General features: G+C 73.7%; 22 protein-coding genes. 6 read left to right on the forward strand and 16 right to left on the reverse strand.

All coding sequences use genetic code 11. The annotated features are described in order from the left end of the window. The first annotated feature begins 217 nt into the window (after positions 1-217). Positions 218-1,465 carry a cytochrome P450 gene (locus tag TPA0908_RS11385; RefSeq protein ID WP_281937251.1) on the forward strand — a complete coding sequence of 416 codons (1,248 nt, stop codon included), beginning with the start codon at positions 218-220 and terminating at the stop codon, positions 1,463-1,465. Between the two features lie 100 nt (positions 1,466-1,565). Then, positions 1,566-2,648 (forward strand): glycosyltransferase family 2 protein, encoded by a 1,083-nt coding sequence (locus TPA0908_RS11390; protein WP_281937253.1) that lies wholly within the window; start codon positions 1,566-1,568, stop codon positions 2,646-2,648. 41 nt (positions 2,649-2,689) lie between these two features. Here TPA0908_RS11390 and TPA0908_RS11395 read toward each other — a convergent pair whose 3' ends face one another. From TPA0908_RS11395 to TPA0908_RS11405, 3 genes are read right to left on the reverse strand one after another with little or no spacing between them, the layout of a single operon-like run. Then, positions 2,690-3,328: a DUF3618 domain-containing protein gene (locus TPA0908_RS11395; RefSeq protein ID WP_281937255.1), complete on the reverse strand. Its 639-nt coding sequence runs from the start codon at positions 3,326-3,328 to the stop codon at positions 2,690-2,692. After that, positions 3,325-3,777 (reverse strand): phage holin family protein, encoded by a 453-nt coding sequence (locus TPA0908_RS11400; RefSeq protein ID WP_107155680.1) that lies wholly within the window; start codon positions 3,775-3,777, stop codon positions 3,325-3,327. The genes TPA0908_RS11395 and TPA0908_RS11400 overlap by 4 nt, the downstream gene beginning before the upstream one ends. A 31-nt stretch (positions 3,778-3,808) precedes the next feature. Continuing rightward, positions 3,809-4,591 (reverse strand): hypothetical protein, encoded by a 783-nt coding sequence (locus TPA0908_RS11405; RefSeq protein ID WP_281937256.1) that lies wholly within the window; start codon positions 4,589-4,591, stop codon positions 3,809-3,811. Positions 4,592-4,785: 194 nt separating this feature from the next. On the opposite strand from TPA0908_RS11405, the gene TPA0908_RS11410 reads away from it, so the two are divergent. Next, the gene (locus TPA0908_RS11410; RefSeq protein ID WP_281937257.1) at positions 4,786-5,262 is read left to right on the forward strand and encodes a DUF4383 domain-containing protein; all 477 of its coding nucleotides are present in this window, start codon (positions 4,786-4,788) and stop codon (positions 5,260-5,262) included. Between the two features lie 75 nt (positions 5,263-5,337). Here the strand turns inward: TPA0908_RS11410 and TPA0908_RS11415 are convergent, their stop codons facing one another. From TPA0908_RS11415 to TPA0908_RS11465, 11 genes are all read right to left on the reverse strand, one after another. Then, complete coding sequence (locus TPA0908_RS11415) at positions 5,338-5,787, reverse strand: GNAT family N-acetyltransferase (protein WP_281937258.1); 450 nt, start codon at positions 5,785-5,787, stop codon at positions 5,338-5,340. Positions 5,788-5,857: 70 nt separating this feature from the next. After that, entirely contained in the window at positions 5,858-7,309 is a 1,452-nt protein-coding gene (gene obgE / locus TPA0908_RS11420; protein WP_281937259.1) for a GTPase ObgE, read from the reverse strand. 89 nt (positions 7,310-7,398) lie between these two features. Next, positions 7,399-7,653 carry a 50S ribosomal protein L27 gene (gene rpmA / locus TPA0908_RS11425; RefSeq protein WP_091072397.1) on the reverse strand — a complete coding sequence of 85 codons (255 nt, stop codon included), beginning with the start codon at positions 7,651-7,653 and terminating at the stop codon, positions 7,399-7,401. Positions 7,654-7,663: 10 nt separating this feature from the next. Then, positions 7,664-7,981 carry a 50S ribosomal protein L21 gene (rplU, locus tag TPA0908_RS11430; protein ID WP_091072401.1) on the reverse strand — a complete coding sequence of 106 codons (318 nt, stop codon included), beginning with the start codon at positions 7,979-7,981 and terminating at the stop codon, positions 7,664-7,666. A gap of 187 nt (positions 7,982-8,168) precedes the next feature. Next, entirely contained in the window at positions 8,169-8,639 is a 471-nt protein-coding gene (locus TPA0908_RS11435; protein ID WP_281937263.1) for a hypothetical protein, read from the reverse strand. 121 nt (positions 8,640-8,760) lie between these two features. Next, positions 8,761-11,985: an Rne/Rng family ribonuclease gene (locus TPA0908_RS11440; protein ID WP_281937265.1), complete on the reverse strand. Its 3,225-nt coding sequence runs from the start codon at positions 11,983-11,985 to the stop codon at positions 8,761-8,763. Between the two features lie 130 nt (positions 11,986-12,115). Next, positions 12,116-12,931 carry a TIGR03936 family radical SAM-associated protein gene (locus TPA0908_RS11445; RefSeq protein WP_281937268.1) on the reverse strand — a complete coding sequence of 272 codons (816 nt, stop codon included), beginning with the start codon at positions 12,929-12,931 and terminating at the stop codon, positions 12,116-12,118. Positions 12,932-12,993: 62 nt separating this feature from the next. Then, complete coding sequence (gene mycP, locus TPA0908_RS11450; RefSeq protein ID WP_281937270.1) at positions 12,994-14,235, reverse strand: type VII secretion-associated serine protease mycosin; 1,242 nt, start codon at positions 14,233-14,235, stop codon at positions 12,994-12,996. A gap of 10 nt (positions 14,236-14,245) precedes the next feature. After that, positions 14,246-15,670 carry a hypothetical protein gene (locus TPA0908_RS11455; protein WP_281937271.1) on the reverse strand — a complete coding sequence of 475 codons (1,425 nt, stop codon included), beginning with the start codon at positions 15,668-15,670 and terminating at the stop codon, positions 14,246-14,248. Positions 15,671-15,683: 13 nt separating this feature from the next. Continuing rightward, the gene (locus TPA0908_RS11460) at positions 15,684-16,121 is read right to left on the reverse strand and encodes a hypothetical protein (RefSeq protein WP_281937272.1); all 438 of its coding nucleotides are present in this window, start codon (positions 16,119-16,121) and stop codon (positions 15,684-15,686) included. Between the two features lie 169 nt (positions 16,122-16,290). Next, positions 16,291-18,276 (reverse strand): TIGR03960 family B12-binding radical SAM protein, encoded by a 1,986-nt coding sequence (locus tag TPA0908_RS11465; RefSeq protein WP_281937273.1) that lies wholly within the window; start codon positions 18,274-18,276, stop codon positions 16,291-16,293. 210 nt (positions 18,277-18,486) lie between these two features. Here TPA0908_RS11465 and TPA0908_RS11470 point away from each other — a divergent pair, with 210 nt between their 5' ends. Then, a complete protein-coding gene (locus TPA0908_RS11470; protein WP_281937275.1) occupies positions 18,487-20,319 on the forward strand; it encodes a hypothetical protein in 1,833 nt (610 codons plus the stop codon). A gap of 12 nt (positions 20,320-20,331) precedes the next feature. On the opposite strand, the gene TPA0908_RS11475 is transcribed toward TPA0908_RS11470, so the two are convergent. After that, a complete protein-coding gene (locus tag TPA0908_RS11475) occupies positions 20,332-21,024 on the reverse strand; it encodes a lysophospholipid acyltransferase family protein (protein WP_281937277.1) in 693 nt (230 codons plus the stop codon). Between the two features lie 158 nt (positions 21,025-21,182). Beyond that, positions 21,183-24,329 carry an isoleucine--tRNA ligase gene (gene ileS / locus TPA0908_RS11480; protein ID WP_281937279.1) on the reverse strand — a complete coding sequence of 1,049 codons (3,147 nt, stop codon included), beginning with the start codon at positions 24,327-24,329 and terminating at the stop codon, positions 21,183-21,185. A 420-nt stretch (positions 24,330-24,749) separates the two neighbouring features. Here ileS and TPA0908_RS11485 point away from each other — a divergent pair, with 420 nt between their 5' ends. Then, positions 24,750-25,193 (forward strand): carboxymuconolactone decarboxylase family protein, encoded by a 444-nt coding sequence (locus tag TPA0908_RS11485; RefSeq protein ID WP_281937281.1) that lies wholly within the window; start codon positions 24,750-24,752, stop codon positions 25,191-25,193. Beyond that, positions 25,190-26,074, forward strand: coding sequence for an RNA polymerase sigma factor SigJ (gene sigJ, locus TPA0908_RS11490; protein ID WP_281937283.1), 885 nt, complete (start codon positions 25,190-25,192; stop codon positions 26,072-26,074). Before TPA0908_RS11485 ends, sigJ begins: the two co-directional genes overlap by 4 nt. Positions 26,075-26,086 lie beyond the last annotated feature (12 nt).

Here is a 26,086-nt window from a genome sequence, read left to right on the forward strand (position 1 = left end):
CCGGACCGGCCGCCGCCGGTCCGGGTACGAGCCAACCAGCTTTTCCGCGCCCCGGGAGGGGCCAGCGCCCGGGTGTGTGGGCCGCCCTCCCCCGGGCGGGCGGATCTGCGGAAACGGAGGATTCGGCCGCCCCGGCCCGGGTAGGTAGCGCAGACCGCGCAGGGTCCAGGAAGCGCAGATCGCGCAGGGTCGCCGAGCCGGGTCAGGAGCAACCGAGATGAGCACCGTGCCGAGCGACCGGAGCTTGGACAGCACGCTGGCCTACTTCCGGGAGGGCTACCGCTTCGTCGGCGCCCGCTGCGACCGGCTGGGCTCCGACGTCGTGCAGACCCGGCTGCTGCTGGAGCCGACCATCTGCCTGCGCGGCCGGGAGGCCGCCGAGCTGTTCTACGACGAGGAGCGGTTCGTCAGGCGTGGCGCCACGCCGATGCGCGGCCAGCGCACGCTGACCGGGGTGGGTGGCGTCCAGGGCCTCGACGGGGCGGCGCACCGCGCCCGCAAGGCGATGTTCATGTCGATGATGACGCCGGCCGCGGTCCGGCGACTCGGGCAGCTCTTCGACGACGAGTGGCGGGCCCGGATCCCGGTCTGGGCGGAACACGGGCCGCTGGTGCTCTACGACGAGATGGGCCGGCTGCTGACCCGCGCGGTCTGGGCCTGGGCCGGAGTGCCGCTGGCCGAGGCCGACGTGCGCCGCCGCACCGCCGAGATGCACGCCATGATCGAGGGACCGGCGGTGCTGGGCCCGAAGCACTGGCGCGGCCTGATCGGCCGCCGCCGGGCCGAACGCTGGGCCGGCGCGCTGGTCGAGCGGGTCCGCTCGGGCGCGCTGCCGGCGCCCGAGGGCAGCGCGCTGCGGATCGTCGCCGAGCACCGGGACGAACGCGGCCAGCCGCTGCCCCGCCGGATCGCCGCGGTGGAGTTGCTCAACGTGCTGCGCCCCACGGTCGCGGTGGACCGGTACGTGGTCTTCGCCGCGCTGGCGCTGCACGACCACCCGCACTGGCGCGACCGGGTACGCGGCGACGACGACGCGACCGAGCAGTTCGTGCAGGAGGTCCGCCGCTACTACCCGTTCTTCCCGCTGGCCGCCGCGCGGGTGCGCCGCTCGTTCGAGTGGCGGGGGTACGCGTTCCCGCAGGGCCGCCGGGTCCTGCTCGACCTGTACGGCACCAACCACCACCCGGAGCTGTGGCCGGAGCCGGAGCGGTTCCGGCCGGAGCGCTTCGCCGGTTGGCGGGACGACCCGTTCGGTCTGGTCCCGCAGGGCGGCGGCGACCACGACACGGGTCACCGCTGCGCCGGCGAGTGGATCACGATCGAGTTGATGAAGCGGGCGGTGGCCAACCTGACCGGCGCGATGAGCTACCGCGTCCCGCCGCAGGACCTGGCGCTCGACCTCGGCGCGATGCCGACGCTGCCGCCCAGTGGGCTGGTCGTCGACGGGGTGCGGCCGGCCGGCTGAGCGGGTCGCGCGCCCCGTCGCGGTCGGGCGCGGGAGCACCGGAGCGGTTTCAGGGGCCGCGCCGCGGGCACTCGCGGGACCCGACCCGACCGGAGGCGACGTGACCCGAGCGACCGTTCCACCGCTGCCGCACCCCGGCCGGTCCGTCGCGGCGTCCGCGCCGGACCGGCTTCCGATGGCGTACGTCCTGCCGCTGCGCGCCGCCGACGACCACGGTCTCGACGAGCTGACCGGCTACCTGCGTGAGCTGCGCCGCCGGGTGGACGTGGTGGTGGTCGACGGCTCGCCACCGGAGCTGTTCGCCCGGCACGCGGACGCCTGGCGGGGGCTGGTCCGGCACGTCCCGCCGGATCCCGCGCTGCGCGGGCGCAACGGCAAGGCGCTCGGGGTGCTCACCGGCGTCGCGCTGGCCCGGCACGAGCACGTGGTGATCGCCGACGACGACGTCCGGTACGACCTGTCGGCGTTGCGCGCGGTGCACGACCTGCTCGACCGGGTGGACCTGGTCCGGCCGCAGAACCACTTCGCCCCGCTGCCCTGGCACGCCTGGTGGGACACCGGACGGACGCTGCTCGCCCGGGTGTTCGGCGGGGACTGGCCGGGCACGCTGGCGCTGCGCCGGAGCACCTTCCTGGCGATGGGCGGCTACGACCCGGACGTGCTCTTCGAGAACCTGGAGCTGGTGCGGACCGTCCGCGCGTACGGCGGCAGCACGGCCACCCCGGCCTGGCTGTACGTGCGGCGACTGCCGCCCACCGCCGGGCACTTCCTCGGGCAGCGGGTGCGCCAGGCGTACGACGAGACGGCCCGGCCGGCGTGGCTGCTGGCCGCGCTGGCGGTGCTACCGGCCACGGCGGTCGCGCTCGCCGCCCGCCGTCCGGGGCTGCTGGTGCGGGCCGGGCTGGTCACGGTCGCGGTGGCGGAGCTGGGCCGGCGACGGGCCGGCGGGGCCCGGGTCTTCCCGGCGCACACCACGCTCGCGGCGCCCGCCTGGGTGCTGGAGCGCGGCGTGTGCGCCTGGCTGGCGGTGGGCCGGCGGCTGCGCGGCGGGGTGCCCTACGCGGGCAGCCGCCTGCGGACGGCGGCCCACAGCACCCGTGCCCTGCGGCGGCTGGCCACCCGCCACCGCCCCGACGATCTGACCCGCTGGGTCGAGACATGCGAAAGCGGGGGCCCTTGTTGACGCCTGAGCGACAGCAGGGGCCCCCGCTTGGCAGACTGCGGTCAGGAGCGCGCCTGGTGGGCGCTCTCCCGCACGTCCTGGGCGGCGCTGCGGCCGTCGTCCTTGACCGCGTGCACGGCGTCCTGCGCGGTGGAGCGCACCGACTCGGCGGCGTGCTGGGCCGGCTCGCGCAGCTCGTCCCTCAGCTCGTTGGCGACCTCACCCAGCTTCTCCTTGACGACGCCGCTGTGCTCGGTCGCCTTCTCCTTGACCTGCGCGGCGAGCTCCTGCTCGCGGCGGGTGGCCGGGATCAGCGAGGAGACCAGCATGCCGACGCCGAACGCGATCACGCCGGCGGCGATCGGGTTGCCCTGGGACTTCTGCCGCACGACCTGCGGTGCCCGGTGCGCCGCGTCGCCCACCGTGGCGGCGGCGGAGTGCGCCTTGTCGCTGACCGTGGACGCGGCCGAGGAGGCATGGTCGCCCACCGAGTGCGCGGCGTGGCCGGTGCTGTGGCCGAGGTCGGAAGCGGTTCCCATCACCTTGTCCTTCACGTTGGTCAGCGCGCTGCGGACGCGCTGCTTGCGGTCGTCGACGATGCGGCTCGGGCTGACCTTGTACGCCAGGGCGTCCACGTCCGAGCTGAGGTTGTTGCGGGTGGCTTCGATCTCCCGGCGGATCTGGTCGGGATCGGTGCTCATCGGGTGACTCCCTCCGGGTGCGGCTTGAGTGCGTCCGGGATGCGCTGGACGCTGTCGTTGGTCTGCTTCAGGCCACGGATCTGCTCGGCGTTCTTCTTGGCCTTCGAGTAGAGGACCGCCGCGATCGCGGCCCACACCACCGCCACGATGAGCGCGGCCAGGCCGGAGTCCATGACGTTGTCGAGGAACTGCCACACCGCGACGGAGACGAAGAGCGCCACCATGTAGCCGCCGAAGCCGGCGCCGCCGTAGAGGCCGGCGGCCTTGCCCGCCTTCTTGCCCTCCTGGCGGATCTCGGCCTTGGCCAGCTCGACCTCCTGGCGCATCAAGGTGGAGAGGTCGCCGGTGACCTGGCTCATCAACTGCCCGATCGAGCTGCCGCGTACCTCGTCGGCGTGGTGCGGCGCGCCCGCGGCCTGGTAGCCGGGGTCCTGCGTCGGCACGGTCATGCCGTGGTCTCCCTTCTGCCGGCCCGGCCGCTCACGGGCGCGGAGCGCCGGTCGACGGCACGCCCGGCAGCGGGTCGGTGTGGCTCGGCGGCGGCAGCGGCTGGCCGGTGCCGCCGGCCGGGTCGGCCCAGGTGTTCGGGGCGCCGCCGGCCGGGTAGGTCGCGCCCGGCGCGGAGTAGCCCGGGTCCGGCTCGGCGTAGGTGCCCGGCGTCGGGTCGAGGTAGCCACCGGCCGGCTGGGTCGGCACGGCCGGCATGGTCGGGATGACCGCGGTCCGGTCCGGGTCGTAGGCCGGACGGACGCCGCTGTCGTCGTTGCCCACGGCGGCGATGTTCCGGGTCAGCCGGCCGGCGACCACGCCCAGCAGCGCGGCGCCGACCAGGAACGTGCCCGGGTTACGGCGGGCGTAGCTCTTCACCTCGTTGAGCAGGTCACCCGGCTCGCGCTGCTCCAGCCAGCCGGCCACGCCGTGCACCCGCTCGGCCGCCTGGTGGGCCAGCTCGGTGACCGGCCCGGAGCCGCCGCCCTGCTGCGCCATCGACCGCATCTCGTCGGCCAGCGACCGCAGGCCGCTGGCGGCCCGCTGCTGCTGCTGGCCGGCCTGCGCGGTGACCTGGTTACGGGTCTCGCCGTAGAGGTCACGGGCCTGCCGCTTGGCCTCGCCCACCACCTCCCGGCCCTGCTCCTTGGCGGTCTGCGCGACCGCGCCGCCCGCGCTTGCGGCGTCGGAGCCGACCTGGCGGGCCTGATCGCGTACGCCGCCGCCGTTCGTCGACTCGTACGTGGCGGTCGTGGAGGAAAAGTCCTGAGTCATGGTGTCCCTTCCGCTCGTGCGTTCCCAGCGGTTGTGTTCGGGGGGCTCACGCGAATACTTTCCGCGTGACAAGTGCCCTACCCTCGGCCGTCGGGTCCATGCCTGATTCGTCATTTCTCTGCGGAAGCGGCCCGTCCCGATCACAGAATGGGGAGGCCGGCCCGCCCCGGGTGGGCCCCACGGGGGTGACAGCGATGGCACGTGAGGTGCGCGGACACCCGTCCGCCCGGCCGACGGTGCAGAAGGTCGCGCTCGCGGTCGCGGCCGTCTTCGTACTGATCGGCGTGCTCGGCTTCGTCCCGGGCGTCACCACCCACTACGGCGAGCTGGCGTTCGCCGGGCACCACTCGGGGGCGAAGCTGCTCGGGCTGTTCCAGGTGTCGGTGCTGCACAACCTGGTGCACCTGCTCTTCGGGCTGGTCGGGCTGCTGGCCGCGCGGCGGCTGGCCGGCGCGCGGGTGTTCCTGGCCGGCGGCGGCGCGCTCTACCTGGTCCTCTGGCTGTACGGCTTCGCCATCGACCGGGAGAGCACGGCGAACTTCGTACCGGTCAACGACGCCGACAACTGGCTGCACCTGTTCCTCGGCTTCGGCATGCTCGCCGCGGGCCTGCTGCTGAACAACGAGGTGGGTGCCGGCGGCCGGCCGGACATCCCGATCGACCGGCCCTGACCAGCCACGACACGCCCGAGCGGTGTGTGAGAAGGGGCCCCTTCTCGACGCCAGGCGTTAATGAGGTGCCCCTCCTTACGCCGCCACCGGGAGGTGCTTGGCGAAGCAGACGCTGTACGGGTTGTCGACGTACTCGCCGTACACCGGGATCGGCTGGTAGCCGCTGGACCGGTAGAGCCCGATGGCGGCCGGCAGGTAGGTGCCGGTCTCCAGGCACACCGTCCGGTGCCCCTGCCGGAAGGCCAGTTCCTCCAGCGCGAGCAGCAACTGCCGGGCGATGCCGCGCCCCCGGTACGCCGGCCGGACGTACATCCGCTTCAGCTCGCCGGTGTCGGCGTCGAGCGCCTGGAGACCGCCGCAGCCGACCGCCCGGCCGCCGACCACGGCCGCCAGGTAACGAATGTCGGAGTGGGTGACGGTGACCTGCCCGTCCAGCCCGCCGTCGGCGTCCCGCAGCTCACGCTGCTGGGCCACGACGAGCGCCGCGACCTCCGGATCGGTGGCGGGCCGGCATTCGATCAGCATCCCGTCACGGTAGGTCGACCGGATTTCGCGAAGGTTTCCGGCCGAGGTCCCCGACACGGACACGACCGGACTAGTCGTCGTCCGGTTCCGCCGCCGGGGCCGCCTCGACCTCGTCCTCCGGTCGCTGCCGGCGGGCCTTGCGAGCGGCCAACCGGTCCGAGGCGGAGGGACGCGTCGACGTGTCCTCCAACCGCACGTCGGTGCCCCGGTTGCCGGGCACGAAGTCGACGCCCGCGTAGAGCGTCGGCTGCCAGTCGAACTCGCGCTCGCCGATCCGCACCAGGTCGCCGGCCTGCGCGCCGGCCTTGGCCAGCTTCTCCTCGACGCCCAGCCGGGCCAGCCGGTCGGCCAGGAAGCCCACCGCCTCGTCGTTGTCGAAGTTCGTCTGCTTCACCCAGCGTTCCGGCCGGCTGCCCCGGACGGTGTAGGAGCCGTCCGGCTCGGCCTCGATGGTGAAACCGGCGTCGTCGACCGCCTTCGGGCGGAGCACGACCCGGGTCGGCTCCACGTCCGGAACGGCGCGGCGGCCCTCGTCGACCACCTGGGCCATCGCGTACGTCAGCTCGCGCAGGCCCTCGCGGGTGGCGCTGGAGACGTCGAAGACGCGGAAGCCGCGGGCCTCCAGGTCGGGGCGGACGATGTCGGCGAGGTCCTTCCCGTCCGGCACGTCGACCTTGTTCAGCGCGACCAGCCGGGGCCGGTCGGCCAGCCCGCCGTACTGGGCCAGCTCCGACTCGATGGCGTCGATGTCGGCGAGCGGGTCGCGGCCCGGCTCCAGCGTCGCGGTGTCGACCACGTGCACCAGCACGGCACACCGCTCGACGTGGCGGAGGAACTCCAGGCCCAGCCCCTTGCCGGTGGCGGCGCCCGGGATCAGGCCGGGCACGTCCGCGACGGTGAACGTGTGGTTGTCCACCCGCACCACGCCCAGGTTGGGCACCAGCGTGGTGAACGGGTAGTCGGCGATCTTCGGCTTGGCGGCCGAGATCACCGAGATCAGCGAGGACTTCCCGGCGGACGGGAACCCGACCAGGCCGACGTCGGCGACGCTCTTCAGCTCCAGCACCACGTCGAGCCTGTCGCCGGGCTCACCCAGCTCGGCGAAGCCCGGCGCCTTGCGGCGGGCGTTGGCCAGCGAGGCGTTGCCCCGGCCGCCCCGGCCACCGCGGGCCGCCTCGAAGGTGGTGCCCACCCCGACCAGGTCGGCCAGCACCTCGCCGTCCAGGGTCTGCACCACGGTGCCGTTCGGCACCTTGATCACCAGGTCGCGGCCGTTGGCGCCGTCCCGGTTCGAGCCGGCCCCGCCCTTGCCGTTGTCGGCCTTCAGGTGCGGCCGGAAGTGGAAGTCGAGCAGCGTGGTGACCTGCGGGTCGACCACCAGCGACACGCTGCCCCCATGGCCGCCGTTGCCGCCGTCCGGGCCACCGAAGGGCTTGAACTTCTCCCGGTGGATCGAGACACAGCCGTGCCCGCCGTCGCCGGCCTGCATGTGCAGGACGACCCGGTCAACGAACGTCGTCACGACGCCAATCCTTCCAGCGGGGTCCGCCCCGCACGTGGAAAGCCGAAGCGGGCCGGGACCCGAGGTCCGCGGCCCGCTTCGGCTTCGAACTACTGCTGAGGCACGATGCTGACGGTCTTGCGACCGCGCTTGGTGCCGAACTGCACCGAACCGGCGGACAGCGCGAACAGCGTGTCGTCGCCGCCACGGCCGACCAGGTCACCGGGGTGGAACTTGGTGCCACGCTGACGGATGAGGATCTCACCCGCGCTGACGACCTGACCACCGAAGCGCTTCACGCCGAGCCGCTGGGCCGCGGAGTCGCGACCGTTACGCGAGCTGGACGCACCCTTTTTGTGAGCCATTTCCGACGACCTACTTCCCGCTGTTGGAGATGCCGGTCACCTTGATCTGGGTCAGCGGCTGCCGGTGACCCTGACGCTTGTGGTAGCCGGTCTTGTTCTTGAACTTGTGGATCCGGATCTTCGGGCCCTTGGTGTGCGCGGCGATCTCGCCGGACACCGCGACCTTGGCGAGCTTCGCCGCGTCGGTCACCAGGTCGTCACCGTCGACGAGGAGCACCGCGGTGAGCTTCACCGCGTCACCGGGGGCACCGGTGAGCTTCTCGACCTCGATCACGTCGCCCTCGGCGACCTTGTACTGCTTGCCGCCGGTCTTGACGATCGCGTACATCGGAGGCGCACTCCCTGTCGTTGAGGCTGCTGGCGTCTTTTCCCACCGTTGCCGGCGGGTCGTTCCCACGGCGTCTCGCCGGGAGCCGTGACACCGGCGGCGCGGGCGCGCGGGAACTAGGCACACCAAAGTGCGCCGCAGGCAAGAGTACGCCATACCCGGTCCGCCGCCCAAACCGGGCTGCCGGTCACGCCGGGCAGAGCTGGTCGAGCCGCTGCTGGAGCCGGTCGAACGCGGTCTCGTCGATCTTCCGCACGTCGGTGCCGAGCCCGCCCACCTCGGTGGCCAGGTCCGCCAGCAGCGTCCGCAGGCGCGGGTCGGTGGCCCGCCCGGACTGCTCCCGCAGCACGTCCCGCCAGCCCGCCAGCGCGGCCTCCGCGTCCCGCCGGGCGGCCTTCTCCGTGCCCCGGTCCCCGGTGCCGCCCGCCCGCAGCATCTCCGCCAGCTTCTGCACGTACGTCTGGACGGCCACGGACCCGGCCTGCTTCGCGCGGGCACAGACGCCCGCGTCGCCGGTGACGGTCGGGGCGGGAGTGGGCGACGTGGCCGCCGGGGCCGGTGAGGCGAAGCCCACCGAGAACGGGTCGGTCCGTTCGGCGCAGCCCGACCCGACCAGCAGCAGTCCGGTCAACGCGGTGACCGCGAACACCCGGCGCATGTCTCCTCCCTCCGGGGCGCGGCCGGCCCGACCGGGGGTCGACGGGAAACGGCAGGGCCCCTGCTCCCGGCACTCTGTTGCCGGACCAGGGGCCCTGTCAAACGCCACGCAGGTCAGCGGCTCACGGCCGGGTACGCCGCCGGGCGCCGCCACGGCGGGACCGCCGCCGCGACGAGCCGCCGTCGGCGCCCTCGTCGTCGCTGTCGCCGTCGCCGATCGCGTCCGGGTCGTCAGCCGCCGCGAGTCGGGCCGAGTCGCCCTCCTGGCTGTCCGCGACCGCCGGGGCGGCCGGCGTCTCGGTCTCGAACCGGGACAGGTCGTAGCCCTGGGTGTCGTAGTAGTCGTCGGCGGACTCGGCCACCTCGACGACGGTCCGCTCCGGCGCGGCGGCGGCCGGCGGCTCCGCCGCGGCCTCCACGGCGGGCTTCTCCGCCGCGGCCTTGCGACCCCGGCGACGGCCCTTCTCCTCGGCCGGCGCGACCGCCGAGGCGACCGCCTTGACCTTCTCCCCCGCGCCACCGGCACGCGGCTTCTCCGGCACCGGCTCGGTGTGGATCACCACGCCCCGGCCCTTGCAGCACTCGCAGGTCTCGCTGAACGCCTCCAGCAGGCCCGCGCCGATGCGTTTGCGGGTCATCTGCACCAGGCCCAGCGAGGTGATCTCGGTGACCTGGTGCTTGGTGCGGTCCCGACCCAGGCACTCGGTGAGCCGACGCAGCACCAGCTCCCGGTTCGACTCCAGCACCATGTCGATGAAGTCGATCACCACGATGCCGCCGAGGTCGCGCAGCCGCAACTGGCGCACGATCTCCTCGGCCGCCTCCAGGTTGTTGCGGGTGACCGTCTCCTCCAGGTTGCCGCCGGAGCCGGTGTACTTGCCGGTGTTGACGTCGACGACGGTCATCGCCTCGGTCCGGTCGATCACCAGCGACCCGCCGGAGGGCAGGAAGACCTTCCGGTCCAGCCCCTTGAGGATCTGCTCGTCGATCCGGTACTCGGCGAACACGTCGGTGACGCCGGCGTGCCGGCGCAGCCGCGCCACCAGGTCCGGGGAGACGTGCGACAGGTACGACTCGACCACGTCGTACGCCGACTCGCCCTCGATGACCAGCTCGCGGAAGTCCTCGTTGAAGAGGTCCCGGACCACGCGGATGACCAGGTCCGGCTCCTCGTAGAGCAGCACCGGGGCACCACCGGAGGCAGCCTTGGCCTGGATGTCGTCCCACTGCGCCTGGAGCCGCTTGACGTCCCGGGCCAGCTCGTCCTCGCTGGCGCCCTCCGCCGCGGTCCGGACGATCACCCCGGCGCCGTCCGGCACCAGCTTCTTGAGGATGTCCCGCAGCCGCTTGCGCTCGGTGTCCGGCAGCTTGCGGCTGATCCCGGAGGCGTTGCCGTTGGGCACGTAGACCAGGTGCCGGCCGGAGAGCGCGACGTGGCTGGTGAGCCGCGCGCCCTTGTGCCCGATCGGGTCCTTGGTGACCTGCACCAGCACCGGGTCGCCGGAGCGCAGCGCCTGCTCGATCGAGCGGGCCCGGCCCTCCAGGCCGGTGGCGTCCCAGTTGACCTCGCCGGCGTACAGCACGGCGTTGCGCCCGCGCCCGATGTCGACGAAGGCCGCCTCCATGCTCGGCAGGACGTTCTGCACCTTGCCGAGGTAGACGTTGCCGGCCATCGTGCCGGACGAGTTGCGGGTCACGTAGTGCTCGACCAGCACGCCGTCCTCGAGCACCGCGATCTGGGTGCGGTCGCCACGCTGGCGCACCACCATCGTCCGGTCGACCGCCTCGCGGCGGGCCAGGAACTCCGACTCGCTCAGGATCGGCGGCCGGGTGCGCCGCTGCTCGCGGCCGTCCCGGCGGCGCTGCCGCTTGGCCTCCAGCCGGGTCGACCCGGAGACGCCCTGCACCTCGTCGACCGCCTTGCGCGGCTCACGGATCTTGACGACGGTGGGCACGCCGTCCTCGGCCGTGGTCTCCGCCTCACCCGCGCCCCGGCGACGACGCCGACGGCGGCGACGGGTCATCCCGTCGCCCTCGGCCTCCTCGTCGCTCTCCTCGGCCTCCGCGTCGGCCGGCTCCGCCGTACCGGTCTCGTCCTCGTCGGCCTCGTCGGCGCCGCCCTTGCCCCGGCCACGGCCCCGGCGACCACGACGACGGCGGCGGCGACCCTCGGCGGTGTCGTCGTCGTCCTCGGCGTCGGCGGACTCGTCCGCCTCGGCGGCCGGCTCCTCCTCCTCGACGGCCTCGGGCTCGATCTCGGCCGCCACCGGCTCGGCCTCCCGCCGGCCACGACGGCGACGGCGACCGGTCTCGACCGGCTCCTCCGCCGCCTCCTCGACGGCCGGGTAGGTGACCCGGACCGCCGGGGCCTCCTCGGGCTGCGGGGGCATGAACAGGACGGTGGGCGCGGAGAGTGCCGCGCGACGCCGGCGGCCGGTGGCCGGCCGCTCCTCGGCCGCCGGCTCGTCCGCCACACCCGGCACCGCGGCGCCGGTCGACACCACGCCGGTGGCGTCCGCGGGCCCGCCGGCCCGGGCCAGGTCAACCTCATCGGTACGCCGGGACGCGCGCCGCCCGCCGGCACGCGACCGCGCACCACCCTCGCCTGCGGTCCCGCGGGTACGGGACCGGGTGGCGCCCTCGCCCGGGGTGGGCTCGTCCACGGCGTCCTCGCCGACCGCGTCCCCGTCGAGCGCGTCCTCGTCGAGCGGGGCCCGCCCCTCGGCGATCTCGCCCGCGCCACCCGGGACCGAGACCGGTCCGTCGACCACGGCACCGCCCGACGGCCCGGTGGCCGGCTCGACCGACGGGCCGGTGGCCTCGGCGGCCGGCTCGACCGGCGCGGCCGACGGCCCGGTGGGCGCCTCGGTCGACGCGGTCGGCGGCCCGGCGGCCTCGGCGGGCGCCTCGGTCGGCGACTCGGCGGCCGGCATCGGCTCGGCGGCGGGTGGGGTGGCCTTGCGGCGGCGGGTCCGGGTGACCTTGACCGGCGGTACCACCTCGTCCGAGGTGGCCTGCACCTCGGCAGCGGCCACCGGCTCCTCGACCGCCTTCGCCGGGGTCGCCTTCCGGCGCCGGCGGGTGGTCTTCGGCGCGGCCTCCAACTCACCGGCCACCGGCGCGAACACCTCGGCCTGCGGCGACTCGCCGCTGCCGGTGGCCGCGGCGGACGCCTCGACCGGCGCGTCGGTCTGCTCCGGCTGGTTGAGCGGCGCGGCCTTGCGCCGGCTGGCCCGCTTGCGGGGCGGCGGCTTCACCTCGGCGACGCCGTCGGTGCTGCTGGTGGCGGTCGGGTCGGCCGGCTCGGCGCCGGTCCGTTCGCCGCCCTCGGGCTCGTTCTCGAGCATGGACGTTCTCCAGTTCTGGCTGCCCCGGGCGCGGTTGAGCGCTGCCACGCAGGGTTGCCGCAAAGGTGTTTCCGCCGGGCGCGCAGGTGCGCGACCGCCGAAGTCTGCCTGCCAGAGCGCTGACCGTCGGTCAGTGCCCTCCGATGGCTGCCCCGTCGCGATCCGCGTCCAACGGATCGACGATCTCGCCCTGCGCGGTCAGCGTGCCCTGCGCCAGCCGGATCACCTTCGGGGTGACCGGCGGCTCCAGGTCGGCCACCACGCGGAGGCCGGAAAGGACGTCATCGGGTCGCACGGACGGGGTGACCTGCCGCACGACCAGTTCGAGTATCGCACACGGTACGGTCGCCGCTCCGGAAGGCGTCTCAGCCGGCACCAGCGCATCGATGGCGATCACGGCAGCGCGGGCGTCGAACGTCCGCCGCCCCTGCTTGGTCATCCGCTCGACCTGGATCTCCTCGGCGGCGGTGAACGCCGCCACGGCGGCCCGGAGCACGTCCGGATCGACCTCGGGCAGCTCGATCCGCCAGTACGACGCCTCGATCCGGTCGGCCAGGCTGCCACCGGACGCCTCGACCGCGTCGAGCACGTCGAGCCCGGGCGAGAGCGCGGCGTCCAGAGCGGCACGGAGGCGCTCCGGGTCGACCGGTTCACGCAGGCCGATCTCCAGGTACTCGGCCTCGCTGGCCACGCCGGTCGGCGCCGCGGAGGCGTACGAGATCTTGGGGTGCGGGGTGAAGCCCTGGGAGAACGCGATCGGCACGCCGGCACGGCGCAACGCGCGCTCGAAGGCTCGGGCGAAGTCCCGGTGCGAGGTGAACCGCAGCGGTCCACGCTTGGCGTACCGGATGCGGACCCGCTGGACGACGGGCGCCTGGCCGCCCTCGGGTTGAGGCTTTCTGGCGATCGTGAACTCCTCGGCTGTGCCTGCGCGTGTCCGTCCCATCCTGGCGCAGCCCGCACCGCCCCCCACACCCACCCCCACCACCCCCTCTACGGTGGGGTGGGTCAGGGGCGACGGTCGCCGGCCGGGGTGGGGCCGCCCAGCCGGTCGAGCGCGTCGTCCGGGAGCTGCGCCACCCGGGCCAGCTCACGTCGGTGCCGGCGCCGGTTCCAGATCAGGAACACCACGAGCGCCAGCAGCACCACCAGGGCCACCGCGAGGCCGATGCCGATCACCAGCACCTGCTGGTCGGTGGGGCCGCCGCGGTCGCCGTACTTCGTCACGTCGAAGTCGTCGTCCTCGGCCGTCCGCGGCGCAGCCGCGCTCGCCGAGGCCAGGTCGAGCAGCGGGTTCGCCGAGACCGACGGCACGTCCGCGGTGAGCGCCGCCACCGGGTCGATCCGGCCGAAGCCGAACTGCGGGTCCCGGCCCGACGGGCCGGCGTCCTGGGCGGTGCGGATGATCCGGTTGATCACGTCGGACGCGGAGAGCTGCGGGTACTTCGAACGGATCAACGCCGCGACACCGGAGACGATGGCGCTGGAGTCGGAGGTGCCGTCACCCCAGCCGTAGCCGTGGTCGCGGCCGGCGTTGTAGATCCCGTCCGCCGGCGCGGCGACCACCGCCTCCGGGCCCTGGGCGGAGCCGGACCAGAAGCCGCCGCCCCGGGTGGTGCCGGTCACCGCGATCACGCCGGGGATCCGGGCCGGCGAGGCGATGTCCACGTCGCCCGCCTTGCGGTTGCCGCCGGCGGCGACCACGACGACGTCGCGCGCCAGCGCGTACCGGATCGCCTCCTCCTCGTCCGGGTCGGGCGCGCCGGCCCGGCCGAAGGAGAGGTTGAGCACCGTCGCGCCACCGTCGACCGCCATCCGGATGCCCAGGGCGGACGCGCCGTCGGGCACGGTTCCCGGGCCGGGCTCCTGCTTGATGGGCAGGATCCGGGCGTCCGGCGCGATGCCGTCCACGCCGTCGCCGACGTTCGCCGCCGAGATGATGCCGGCCATGTGCGTGCCGTGGCCGTCCGGGTCCTCCCGGCCGTCGCCCCGGGCGCCGTAGCTGCGGTCGCCGGGCAGCACGCGACCGCGCAGCGCCGGATGGGTGGCGTCGACGCCGGTGTCCACCACGCCGACCACCACCCCGCGCCCGGTGGAGATCCGATGCGCCCGGTCGATGCGCAGCTCGTCGAGGTACCACTGCTCGGCCCGGCGCGGCGCGGCCGGCGCCGGCTGGGCCGCGCCCAGCACCATCAGGCCGGCCAGCAGTCCGGCCGCCACCGGCCGGAGCGCGGCGACGTGCGCCCTCATCCGTCCGTCCTCATCGCAGGACGCCCGGGGACGCACTGTCACCGGCACCCCACGGATCGTCGTCCTCAGTCAACCACGACGAGTGCTCGGCACCGCCGCCGCCGTGCCCGGCGCCGCCGTGCCCGCCCATCATCCCGCCGCCCATCATGCCCCCGCCGGCACCCGCGCCGGTCGCGTTGCGGAGCGCGCTGGCGGCGCTGGTCAGCGGCGGGACCTTGCCGTTGCCGCCGCCGACCAGGCCGGGCAGCGCACCCACGCCCAGCCCGCCGGCCGCGCCGACACCACCGCCGCCGAGACCACCACCGGCGCCCAGCCCGGCGCCACCACCGCCGAACCCGCCACCGCCACCGACGGTGCCCGGTCCACCGCCACCGAACGCGCTGCCCGGACCACCGGTCGTGATCGTGCCCGGCCCGCCCGCGCCGGCCAGGCCGGTGCCGTAGTCGTGGTCACCCGAGCCCGGGTAGCCGCCACCGGTGACCGGCGGGACGTACGACCCGCCGCCGGTCTGACCGCCGCCGAGATCGACGCCGCCCGTGGTGGGCGGCGGTGAGAACGAACCGCCACCGTACGAACCACCACCGCCACCACCGATGCCGGTGCTGCCCAGCGAGGGCACCTTGCCGCCCCCGCCGCCACCACCGCCGGGCAACCCGGTGTCGGGCACACCGGACGGCGGGACGCGGTTGTCGGGCGTGTAGCCGTCACGCGTGTCATTGGCCGAGGGCTGGGGCACGACCAGCTTCGGGCGTTCCGTCTCCACCGCGGCGGGCAGCGGCGACATCGCCCTGTTGGCCGCCTCCTGGTTGTCCCGGTACCAGTTGTCCAGGTGCGACTTGGTGTCCCACCAGCCACCACGCTTCTGGTCGTCGGCGTTGCCGTCGACCCTCATCGTCGCCTCGAGGTCGTCGGCCTTGTCGCGGAACGCGCCGTCGGCGTAGAGCGACTGGTTCTGCTGGTAGTCGCTGCGCAGCGAGGCGAGGAAGCCGGACTGGCTCTCGCCGTCGCGGGCGTCGTCGAGCTCGGTGCCGCCGGGCAGGCTCCACTCGTTCCAGCCGAAGTCGTCCATCAGCGGGATCGGGATGCTGGCCACCGCCTTGCGGATGTCGCCCTCGATCCGCGACAGCGCGCCGCTGACGTCACTGGCGTGGGTGATCAGCTCCTCGATGTCCTTGCCGATGCCGCCCAGGTGCTCGCGGTACGCGTCACCGCCGCTGCCCGTCCAGCCGGCCAGCAGCCCGGGAAGACCGCCGCTGTGCGGGCGTTCCTGACCGGACGCGATCGGACCGACGAACGAGCGCCCGACAAGCGCGTCGCGCAGGTGCCCGAGCCCGGCGGAGAGGTTGCTCCAGCCGACGCCGACCGACCCGACCGTCTCCGGATCCGCGGCGAGCGTCACCTCCCGGACGCAGCGCTCCCAGGTGCCTCCAGCCATGATCGCCTCTCCCTCAGGCCGGGTACGGGTACGTGGGCTGCTGCCCCGCCTCGGGCGGCGGCGCCGCGGACTCCAGCAGCCGCTCGATCTGCTTGCCGTTGGCGGCGTTGCGGGCCTCGGCGTCGCGGAACGCCTTCGCGATGTCCTCGGTGCCCTTCTTCAGCCCGGCCAGCTTGCTGGAGATGGCCTTGAGATGGGCCTCCATGTTGGCCGTCGACCGGGTCAGCGCCGCCCACTGCATCCGCGCGTCCTCGTACGCGCCGAACGGCGTGCCGTTGGGCACCGCCTGGGCGTTGTTGCTGTCGCCCTTCATCCGCTCCTTGATGCGTTCCATCTCGTAGCCGATGGTGTCGTCGACGTACTGCTTGAGGCGCTCGACGTAGTCGGCGGCGGCGTCCAGGTCCTCGACGCTGACGTGCAGGTCGCCGGTGTCCGGCGGCTTGATGCCCATGCTGCTGTCCTCCCCCGCTACCGGCCCGGCCGGTCCAATACGGACGCAGCGTATCGAGGAAGCACCAGCCGGGGCAGCCCCGCCCCGACCATCCGACGGTCGACACGTGACACGACGGAGCGCGGGCCCCCGAGGGGTTCCCGCGCTCCGTCACACGTCGGTGCGGGGCTCAGCCCTGGGCCGCCGCGGGCAGCCGCATCCCGCCGACCGGCGTCAGCGGCAGCAGCTTGCGCCCGGTCGGGCCGATCTGGATCTCGGTGTCCATGGACGGGCACACGCCGCAGTCGAAGCAGGGCGTCCAGCGGCAGTCGTCCTGCTCGTACTCGGACAGCGAGTCCTGCCAGTCCTGCCAGAGCCAGTCCTTGTCCAGGCCGGAGTCGAGGTGGTCCCAGGGCAGGACCTCCAACTCCTCGCGCTCCCGGGTGGTGTACCAGTCGAGGTCCACCCCGAACGCCGGCAGCGTCTCGGCCGCCGCGTCCACCCAGCGCTGGTACGAGAAGTGCTCACTCCAGCCGTCGAACCGGCCGCCGTTCTCCCAGACCTTGCGGATCACCGCGCCGACCCGGCGGTCGCCCCGGGACAGCAGGCCCTCGATCAGCGACGGCTCGCCGTCGTGGTAGCGGAAGCCGATCGCCCGGCCCAGCGAACGGTCACTGTTGATCGCCTGCTTGAGCAGCTTGAGCCGGCCGTCGATGACCTCGGGCGTGGACATCGAGGCCCACTGGAACGGGGTGTGCGGCTTCGGCACGAACCCGCCGATGGAGACCGTGCAGCGGATGTCCTTGGACCCGGTGGCCGCACGGCCGGCCCGGATCACCTCGTGCGCCATGTCGGCGATCTCCAGGACGTCCTCGTCCGTCTCGGTGGGCAGGCCGCACATGAAGTAGAGCTTCACCTGCCGCCAGCCGTTGGTGTACGCGGTGACCACGGTGCGGATGAGGTCTTCCTTCGACACCATCTTGTTGATCACCTTGCGGATCCGCTCCGACCCGCCCTCCGGGGCGAAGGTCAGGCCGGTCCGCCGCCCGTTGCGGGACAACTCCTGGGCGAGGTCGATGTTGAACGCGTCCACCCGGGTCGACGGCAGCGACAGCGAGACGTTGGTGCCGGCGTACTGCTCGGCCAGGCCGGAGCACATGTCACCGATCTCGGAGTGGTCGGCCGACGACAACGACAGCAGGCCCACCTCGTGGAAGCCGGAGAACTCCAACCCCTGCTGCACCATCTGGCCGACCGTGGTGATCGAGCGCTCCCGCACCGGGCGGGTGATCATGCCGGCCTGGCAGAACCGGCAGCCCCGCGTGCAGCCCCGGAAGATCTCCACCGCGTACCGCTCGTGGACCGTCTCGGCGAGCGGGACCAGCGGCTTCTTCGGGTACGGCCAGGCGTCCAGATCCATGGTGGTGCGCTTGTGCACCCGGAACGGCACGTCCGGGCGGTTCGGCACGACCCGCTGGATCCGACCGTCGGGCAGGTAGTCGACGTCGTAGAAGCGCGGCACGTAGACGCTCTCGGTGCGGGCCAGCCGCAGCAGCAGCTCGTCCCGGCCGCCCGGGGAGCCCTCGGCCTTCCACTCCCGGACGATGGCGGTGATCTCCAGCACCGCCTCCTCGCCGTCGCCGAGCACCGCGGCGTCGACGAAGTCGGCGATCGGCTCCGGGTTGAACGCGGCGTGCCCACCGGCCACGATCACCGGGTCGGCGTCGGTGCGGTCGGCGGCGAGCAGCGGAATGCCGGCCAGGTCGATCGCGGTGAGCAGGTTGGTGTAGCCCAGCTCGGTGGAGAACGAGACGCCGAACACGTCGAAGTCACGTACCGCGCGGTGCGCGTCGACGGTGAACTGCGGAACCCCGTGGGCGCGCATCAGCGCCTCCAGGTCCGGCCAGACCGCGTACGTACGCTCGGCGAGCACGTCGGGCAGCTCGTTGAGCACCTCGTAGAGAATCTGCACGCCCTGGTTGGGCAGCCCCACCTCGTAGGCGTCCGGGTACATCAGCGCCCAGCGGACGGTCGCCGCGTCCCAGTCCTTGACCACCGCGCCCAACTCGCCCCCGACGTACTGGATGGGCTTGGTCACCTGGGGCAGCAGCGGCTCCAGCCGGGGCCACACGGAATTGGCCGCGACCGGGCGCGGCGTCGTCGACGGGGCACTCATGATGCCCAAGGATACGCGGTCCCCCACCCCGCCCTCCCCCACCGGCACGGTTCCCCTTCCCCTTCCCCGTTGATCAAGGAGTTGGCGCGCGAATCCAGGCCCCGGCCGACGCGAACTCCTTGATCAACGGGCTGGCGGCGGAGGCGGGGATTCGTCGGGGGTGGCGGGGCGGTACTAACCTCGCAACGGGCGCGAGAGGAGATTGCCGCGATGTCGCAGCCGCAGCCGGAGGCGGGCCGGCCGGCCGACGGGGCCGATGGGCCAGCCGTCACCGAGCCGCCGACCGCCGTACCGACGCCGGCCGACGCCGAGGCCACCACCCCGCCGTCCCCATCCGACGCGCCGTCCCCACCCGACGCGCCGTCCCCACCCGACGCGCCGGAGACGGGGGTGCCGCAGGTGGCGGCGCCCGACGAGGCCCCGGCCGCCGGGGCCGGGGAGCCGGTCACCGCGGGAGCCACCCCGCAGGTCCCCGACCCGTCAGACGCCTCGACCTCGTCGGAGGCATCGGACGCCTCGAACGCCTCGGCCGACAACGACGCCGTCGGAACCAGCGCCGTCGGGACCGAGGCGGAGCGCGACGCGCCGCCGACCACCGACACCGACACCAGCGCCGACGCCACCCCGGTCGTACCGGTCGTACCGGCCGGCCGTGCCCGCGGCTCCGCGGCCGTGCCCGGCCGCGCCACCCCACCGCCCCCCACCCGGATCGAGAACGGGCCGCATCCCACCCGCGTCGAGAGTGCGCCGGACGCCGTCCCAATGGAGACCGGCCCGAACGCCACCCGCGTCGAGAACGGCCCGAACGCCACCCGCATCGAGACGGGGCCGAACGCCACCCGCGTCGAGACGGGGCCGAACGCCACCCGCGTCGAGAACGGGCTGGACGCCGCCCGCATGGAGACCGGCCCGAACGCCACCCGCATCGAGAACGGGCCACCGCCGACCCGCGTCGAGCCGCCCGCGCCGCGCTGGAGCGGCTCCGCCGCGGTTCCGCCCCCGCAACCGCGCCGGCGCGGCTGGGGCGAGTCGGCCGAGCCCACCCCGGTACCTCCGGTCGCCTCACCCGAGCACGCCACCCCGGTCGATCCGTGGGCGGGCGTGGACACCACCGGCTGGGACCTCCACGCGGCCGAACTGCCGGCGCCGCCGGCGACCATGCCGTACACCGCGCCCTGGCCGGCGCACCCGGCGCCGCACCCCGCCCCGCCGCCGGGCGCGCGGCCGGTGTCACCGCCGGCGCCCGCCCCGCCGTACCCGGGGCCGCCGGCCGCCCGGCCGGTCTCGCCACCCGCGCACACGCCGCCGTACCCGGCGTCACCCGCCGCCCGTCCGGTGTCACCGCCGGCGCACACCCCGCCGCCGGCCCCGGTGGTCGCCCCCCGGGCGCCGAAGCAGGCCCGGCCGCCGAAGCAGCGCCGGGGCGGGACTCCGCCGCCGGTCGCGCCGCCGCCGGGGTGGCAGGCGCCCAAGGGGTACGCGCCGCGACGCCGACGGCGTCGCTGGCCCTGGGTGCTGCTGCTCTCCGTGGCCTGCTGCTGCGGCGTCCCGCTGTGGTGGGTCCAGCCGCTGTCCAGCCAGTATCCGGCCAGCGCCAGCCTCCCGGACCAGCTCGACTCGATGCAGTTGCGTCAGGACGAGCGCAGCCGGGCCGCCGCCGAGGAGCTGAAGAGCCAGGTACGCCAGGCGGACCTGCTCGCCGAGGACACGTTCGCCGGCATCTACGCCACCGACGACGGCAAGCGGGTGACCCTCTTCGGCAGCACCGGCTTCCGGTTGACGCCGGAGTCCGACGCCGAGGCCGAGCTGAAGCGCCTGGCCGGCGACTACGCCCTGCAAGCCTCGGTCAGCGTGGACACCGGGGTGCGGGGCCGGTACGAGCGCTGCGCGGTCGGCCGGACGGACGACGACGCGGTGGTGGTGTGCACCTCGGTCGACTACGGCAGCCTGACCACTGGCGTGTTCACCCGGCTGTCGGTGGACGACAGCGGCCGGCTGCTGAACGAGCTGCGGGAGCAGGTGGTGGTCCCGAAGAAGTCCTGACCCGGGGCCGGGTCAGGCGGGCGACTCACCCGGCGTCTGCTCGGCGCGCTTCGGCGCGTAGCGCGGGACGTACTCCTGGCCGGTGAGCTTCTGGATCTCGGTCATCAGCTCGTCGGTCATGGTCCGCAGCGACGTCCGGTCGTCGGGCCGGCCGGTGAAGTCCAGCGGCTTGCCGAACTTGATGGTGATCTTGGCGCGACCCGGGCGGGGCACCCGCGTCCCGATCGGCTGGGCCTTGTCGGTGCCGGTCACGCCGACCGGGATGATCGGCACGCCGGCGGCCACCGCCAGCCGGGCCGCGCCGGTGCGCCCGCGGTAGAGGCGCCCGTCCGGCGAGCGGGTGCCCTCCGGATACACCGCGACCAGGTCACCGGCCTTGAGCACCGGGATGGCCGCGTCGAACGCGGACAGCGCCGCCCGACCGCCGGCCCGCTCGACTGGGATCGCACCCAGCCCGGTGAGCACGAACTTGGAGAAGCCGCCCTTCACCCCGGTGCCGTTGAAGTACTCCGACTTGGCCCAGAAGGCCAGGTGGCGGGGCACCACGGTGCCGAGCAGCAGCTCGTCCGCGACGGAGAGGTGGTTGCCCGCGAAGATCGCACCGCCGGTCGCCGGGATGTGCTCCAACCCCTCCACGTGCGGACGGAAGGCCAACCGGAGCGTGGGCGCCACGGTGAGCTTGCCGATGGTGTAGAGCAGGGGCACGGGTCCTCCGGCGGTCGTACGCGGAACAGGCGCTGTCACGGTAGCCGACGCCGCCACCCCCGGCCGAGCGGGTGGCGGGCAGTCCACCCGCCGGTGCGTCGAGTGAGACGGGGCCCCTTCTCTACCGAAGGCGTTAACAAGGGGCCCCGCCTTACACCTCACACGCGGCGGACGCCGACCACCACGCGCTCGCCGTCGCCGACCTCGCCGGCGAAACCGTCGAGGCCCTCGACGAAGTCGACGGTGTCCGCCAGCACCTCCCGCGCCACGAAGTCCGTGAACGCGGCGACCGCCGCGCGCACCTCCTCGGACGCCGACACCGCCACCGTGATGCGGTCCGAGATGTCCAGGTCGGCGTCCCGGCGGGCCTGCTGCACCACCCGGACCACGTCCCGGGCCAGCCCTTCGGCGGCCAGTTCCGGCGTGACCTCGGTGTCCAGCACGACCACGCCCTCACCGCCGGGCAGCGGCGCGGAGTGCTCGGCGTCGGCGGCGACCAGGCGCAGCTCGTACTCGCCCTCGGCCAGGGTGACCCCGGCGGCGACCGGAGCGCCGTCGACGAGTTCCCACTCCCCCGACTTGACCGCCTTGATCACCTGCTGGACGGCCTTGCCGACGCGTGGGCCGAGCGCCCGCGGCACCACGGTCAGCACCTGCTGGCAGTACGCCGCCACCTCGCCGGTGAGCACGACCTCCTTCACGTTGACCTCGTCGGCGACCAGCTCGGCGAACGGCCGGAGCTGGTCGGCGACCGGCGACGCCACGGTCAGCGTCGCCAACGGCAGCCGGACCCGCAGGCCCTTCGCCTTGCGCAGCGACAGCGCCGCCGAGGCGACCGCCCGGACGTTGTCCATCGCGGAGACCAGCTCGTGGTCGGCCGGGAACTCGTCCGCCGACGGCCAGTCGGTCAGGTGCACCGACCGCTCGCCGGTCAGCCCGCGCCAGATCTCCTCGGCGGTCAGCGGCGCCAGCGGCGCCACCACCCGGCAGAGCGTCTCCAGCACGGTCGAGAGCGTGTCGAACGCGTCCGCGTCGCCGGCCCAGAACCGGTCCCGCGAGCGACGCACGTACCAGTTGGTCAGCGCGTCCAGGTAGGACCGGACGGTGGCGCAGGCGCCGGAGATGTCGTACGCGTCCATCTGCGCGCCGACGGTCGCCACCAGCTCGTTCGTCTTCGCCAGCACGTACCGGTCGAGCACGTTCGTCGAGTCGGTGCGCCGACGCGCCTGGTAGCCGTCTGCGTTGGCGTAGAGCGTGAAGAAATACCACACGTTCCACAGCGGCAGCAGCACCTGACGCACCGCGTCCCGGATGCCCGACTCGGTGACCGCCATGTCCCCGCCGCGCAGCACCGGCGAGGACATCAGCATCCACCGCATCGCGTCCGACCCGTACGCGTCGAAGACGTGGTAGACGTCCGGGTAGTTGCGCAGGCTCTTGGACATCTTGCGCCCGTCGGAGCCGAGCAGGATGCCGTGGCTCAGGCAGTTGCGGAACGCCGGCCTGTCGAACAGCGCGGTCGCCAGCACGTGCATGGTGTAGAACCAGCCGCGGGTCTGCCCGATGTACTCGACGATGAAGTCGCCCGGGTAGTGGTGCTCGAACCAGTCCCGGTTCTCGAACGGGTAGTGCACCTGGGCGAACGGCATCGAGCCGGACTCGAACCAGCAGTCCAGCACCTCCGGCACCCGGCGCATCATCGACCTGCCCGTCGGGTCGTCCGGGTTGGGGCGGACCAGGTCGTCCACCGCCGGCCGGTGCAGGTCGGTCAGGCGTACGCCGAAGTCGCGCTCGATGTCGTCGAGCGAGCCGTACACGTCGACGCGCGGATAGGTCGGGTCGTCGGAGCGCCACACCGGGATCGGCGAGCCCCAGAACCGGTTCCGGCTGATCGACCAGTCCCGGGCGTTGGCCAGCCACTTGCCGAACGAGCCGTCCTTGATGTGCCCCGGCGTCCAGTTGATCTGCTGGTTCAGCTCGACCATCCGGTCCCGGAACTGCGTCACCGCGACGAACCACGACGACACCGCCTTGTAGACAAGCGGCGTGTCGCAGCGCCAGCAGTGCGGGTACGAGTGGGTGTAGACGTCCTGCCGCAACACCACCCCCCGCTCCTTCAGCTCCCGGATCACCGGCTTGTTCACGTCGAAGACCTGCTCGCCCTGGTACGGCGGGACCAGCGCGGTGAACCGGGTGTGGTCGTCCACGGTGACCACGGTCGGGATGCCGGCCGCGTTGCAGGTGTTCTGGTCGTCCTCGCCGAACGCGGGCGCCAGGTGGACGATCCCGGTGCCGTCCTCGGTGGTCACGAACTCCGCGCCGAGCACCTGGTAGGCGTTCGGCCCGGCCGGCTCGACCAGGAAGTCGTAGAGCGGCGTGTAGCGGCGACCGACCAGGTCCCGGCCGTACACGGTGCCGACCTGCTGGTACCCCTCCAGCTCCTTGGCGTACGCGCCGAGCCGGGCCGCGCCGACCACGTACCGCTCGCCGTCGCGCTCCAGCACCGCGTACTCGATGTCGGGGCCGACGGCGAGCGCCAGGTTCGACGGCAGCGTCCACGGCGTGGTGGTCCAGACGCCCAGCCTGACCGGCCCGCGCAGCGGCTCCGGCGCGTTCTCGTCGGCGGTCAGCTCGAACCACACGGTCAGCGTCGGGTCGCGCCGGTCCCGGTAGACGTCGTCCATCCGGGTCTCGGTGTTCGACAGCGGGGTCTCGCACCGCCAGCAGTACGCCAGCACCCGGAAGCCCTCGTAGACCAGGCCCTTGTCGTGCAGCGTCTTGAAGGCCCACATGACGCTTTCCATGTAGTCCAGGTCGAGCGTCTTGTAGTCGTTGGCGAAGTCGACCCAGCGGGCCTGCCGGGTGACGTAGCGCTCCCAGTCCTGGGTGAACTCCAGCACGCTGGCCCGGCAGGCGTCGTTGAACCGCGCCACGCCGAGGTCGAGGATCTCCGCCTTGCTGGTGATGCCGAGCTGCTTCTCGGCCACCACCTCGGCCGGCAGCCCGTGGCAGTCCCAGCCGAACCGGCGCTCGACGTGCCGCCCGCGCATGGTCTGGTAGCGCGGCACCACGTCCTTGACGTAGCCGGTGAAGAGGTGGCCGTAGTGCGGCAGGCCGTTGGCGAACGGCGGGCCGTCGTAGAAGACGTACTCGTTCTTGCCGTCATCTCCGGCGGGGCGGGCCTCCACGGAGGCTTCGAAGGTCTTGTCGGTGGTCCAGTGCTCCAGCACCCGACGCTCGACCGCGGGCAGGTCCGGGCTCGCCGGGACACCGGCGCCGGTCGGGTCGTGCAACGGATAGGCCATCGGGGGTCGCTCTCCTCGCGCAGCTCACTCGTCGGTGGGTCTGCGAGGACGAACCTTCCGGGTACGCCTGGAACGACGCCCCCGGGTGGTCCGCGGTACCACCCCGCTTGGCGGTCGAGGTGCGACCGCCCGCTCGTTGGTCGGCTGTGACGGGCCGTCCCGTCCGGTTCTACTGAGCCGGTTGCCCGGCCGTTCTTCCGGAGGCTCGCCGGTGATGGCCGGGTCGACGCCTGTGCGCCCCAGCCTACCCTCCCCGCCCACCCCGCCGCCTCCGAGTAAGGAGGGGCCCCCTGTTAACGCATACGGATTGGCGGGGGCCCCTCCTAACACCCCGCATGACCGGCGTCACACCGTCGGGCGTCACACCGGCCGGCGTCGGATCCGTCGTGTGGGCGTACCGACGACACGAGGGAGAAGACGATGAGCCGGATCAACCTGGCGACGGTGGCGCCGGAGGCGTACCGGGCGGTGCTCGGGCTGGAGACCTACGTCCGGGGCGCCCTGGACCACACCGTGCTGGAGCTGGTGAAGGTGCGGGCGTCGATGCTCAACGGCTGCGCGTTCTGCGTGGACATGCACACCCGGGACGCGCTGGGCGCCGGGGAGGACAGCCGGCGACTGTTCGCGGTGGCGGCCTGGCGGGAGGCGCCGTCGTTCTTCGACGAGCGGGAGCGGACCGCGCTGGCGCTGACCGACGCGGTCACCCGGCTCGGCGAGCACGGCGTGCCGGACGACGTGTGGGACGCCGCCGCGAAGGTCTGGTCGGAGAAGGAGCTGGCGGACCTCGTCGTCGCGATCGCCACAATCAACGTGTGGAACCGAATCGTGATCAGCAGTCGGACCCAGCCACCGCTCGAGGTGTGACCGCCACTGGGGCGGCGGAGTCGGCCGGTGCGCTCACCGCGCACCGGCCGATGCTGCTCGGCCTGGCCTACCGGCTGCTGGGCAGCCTGCACGACGCCGAGGACGTGCTCCAGGAGGCGTACCTGCGCTGGCTCGGCGTGGACCGGGAAACGGTCACCGAACCGCGCCGTTACCTGTCCCGGGTGGTGACCCGGCTGGCGCTGGACCGGCTGCGCGCCCGGCAGGCCGCCCGGGAGACGTACGTCGGCCCGTGGCTGCCCGAGCCGGTGCCCACCGACCCGTCGCCGTTCGGGCCGCTGGAGACCGTCGAGCTGCGGGAGACGGTCTCCACCGCCCTGCTGCACCTGCTGGAACAGCTCACCCCGCCGGAGCGGGCGGTCTACGTGCTGCACACCGCGTTCGCGCTGCCGTACGCGGAGATCGGCGACATCCTGGACCGGTCGGCGGCGGACTGCCGCCAGCTGCACCACCGCGCGGCGGCCCGGCTGACCGAGCAGCGGCGGCGCTTCACCGCCGGCCCGGCCGAGCAGCGACGACTGCTCGACGCGTTCCTCGCCGCGGCGCGCGACGGTGACCTGGCCCGGCTGACCGATCTGGTCGCGGCCGACGCCACCGCCTGGTCCGACGGCGGCGGGCGGATCCGCGCGGCCCGCAACCCGCTGTACGGCGCGGACCGGATCGCCCGCTTCTTCGCCGGGGTGTACGGCCGCCGGCGGCCCGGGGTGCGGATCACGTCGGTCGAGCTCAACGGCGCGCCGGCGCTGGTGCTGAGCTGGCCGGACGGCACCCACTACACGCTCGGGGTCGCCGCGGCCGGCGGCCGGATCACCGGCGTCTACCTGGTCGGCAACCCCGACAAGCTCACCCGGGTCGCCGGCTGAACCGGACGGGCC

Source organism: Micromonospora sp. AKA38, assembly GCF_027925725.1.
Lineage (GTDB): Bacteria > Actinomycetota > Actinomycetes > Mycobacteriales > Micromonosporaceae > Micromonospora.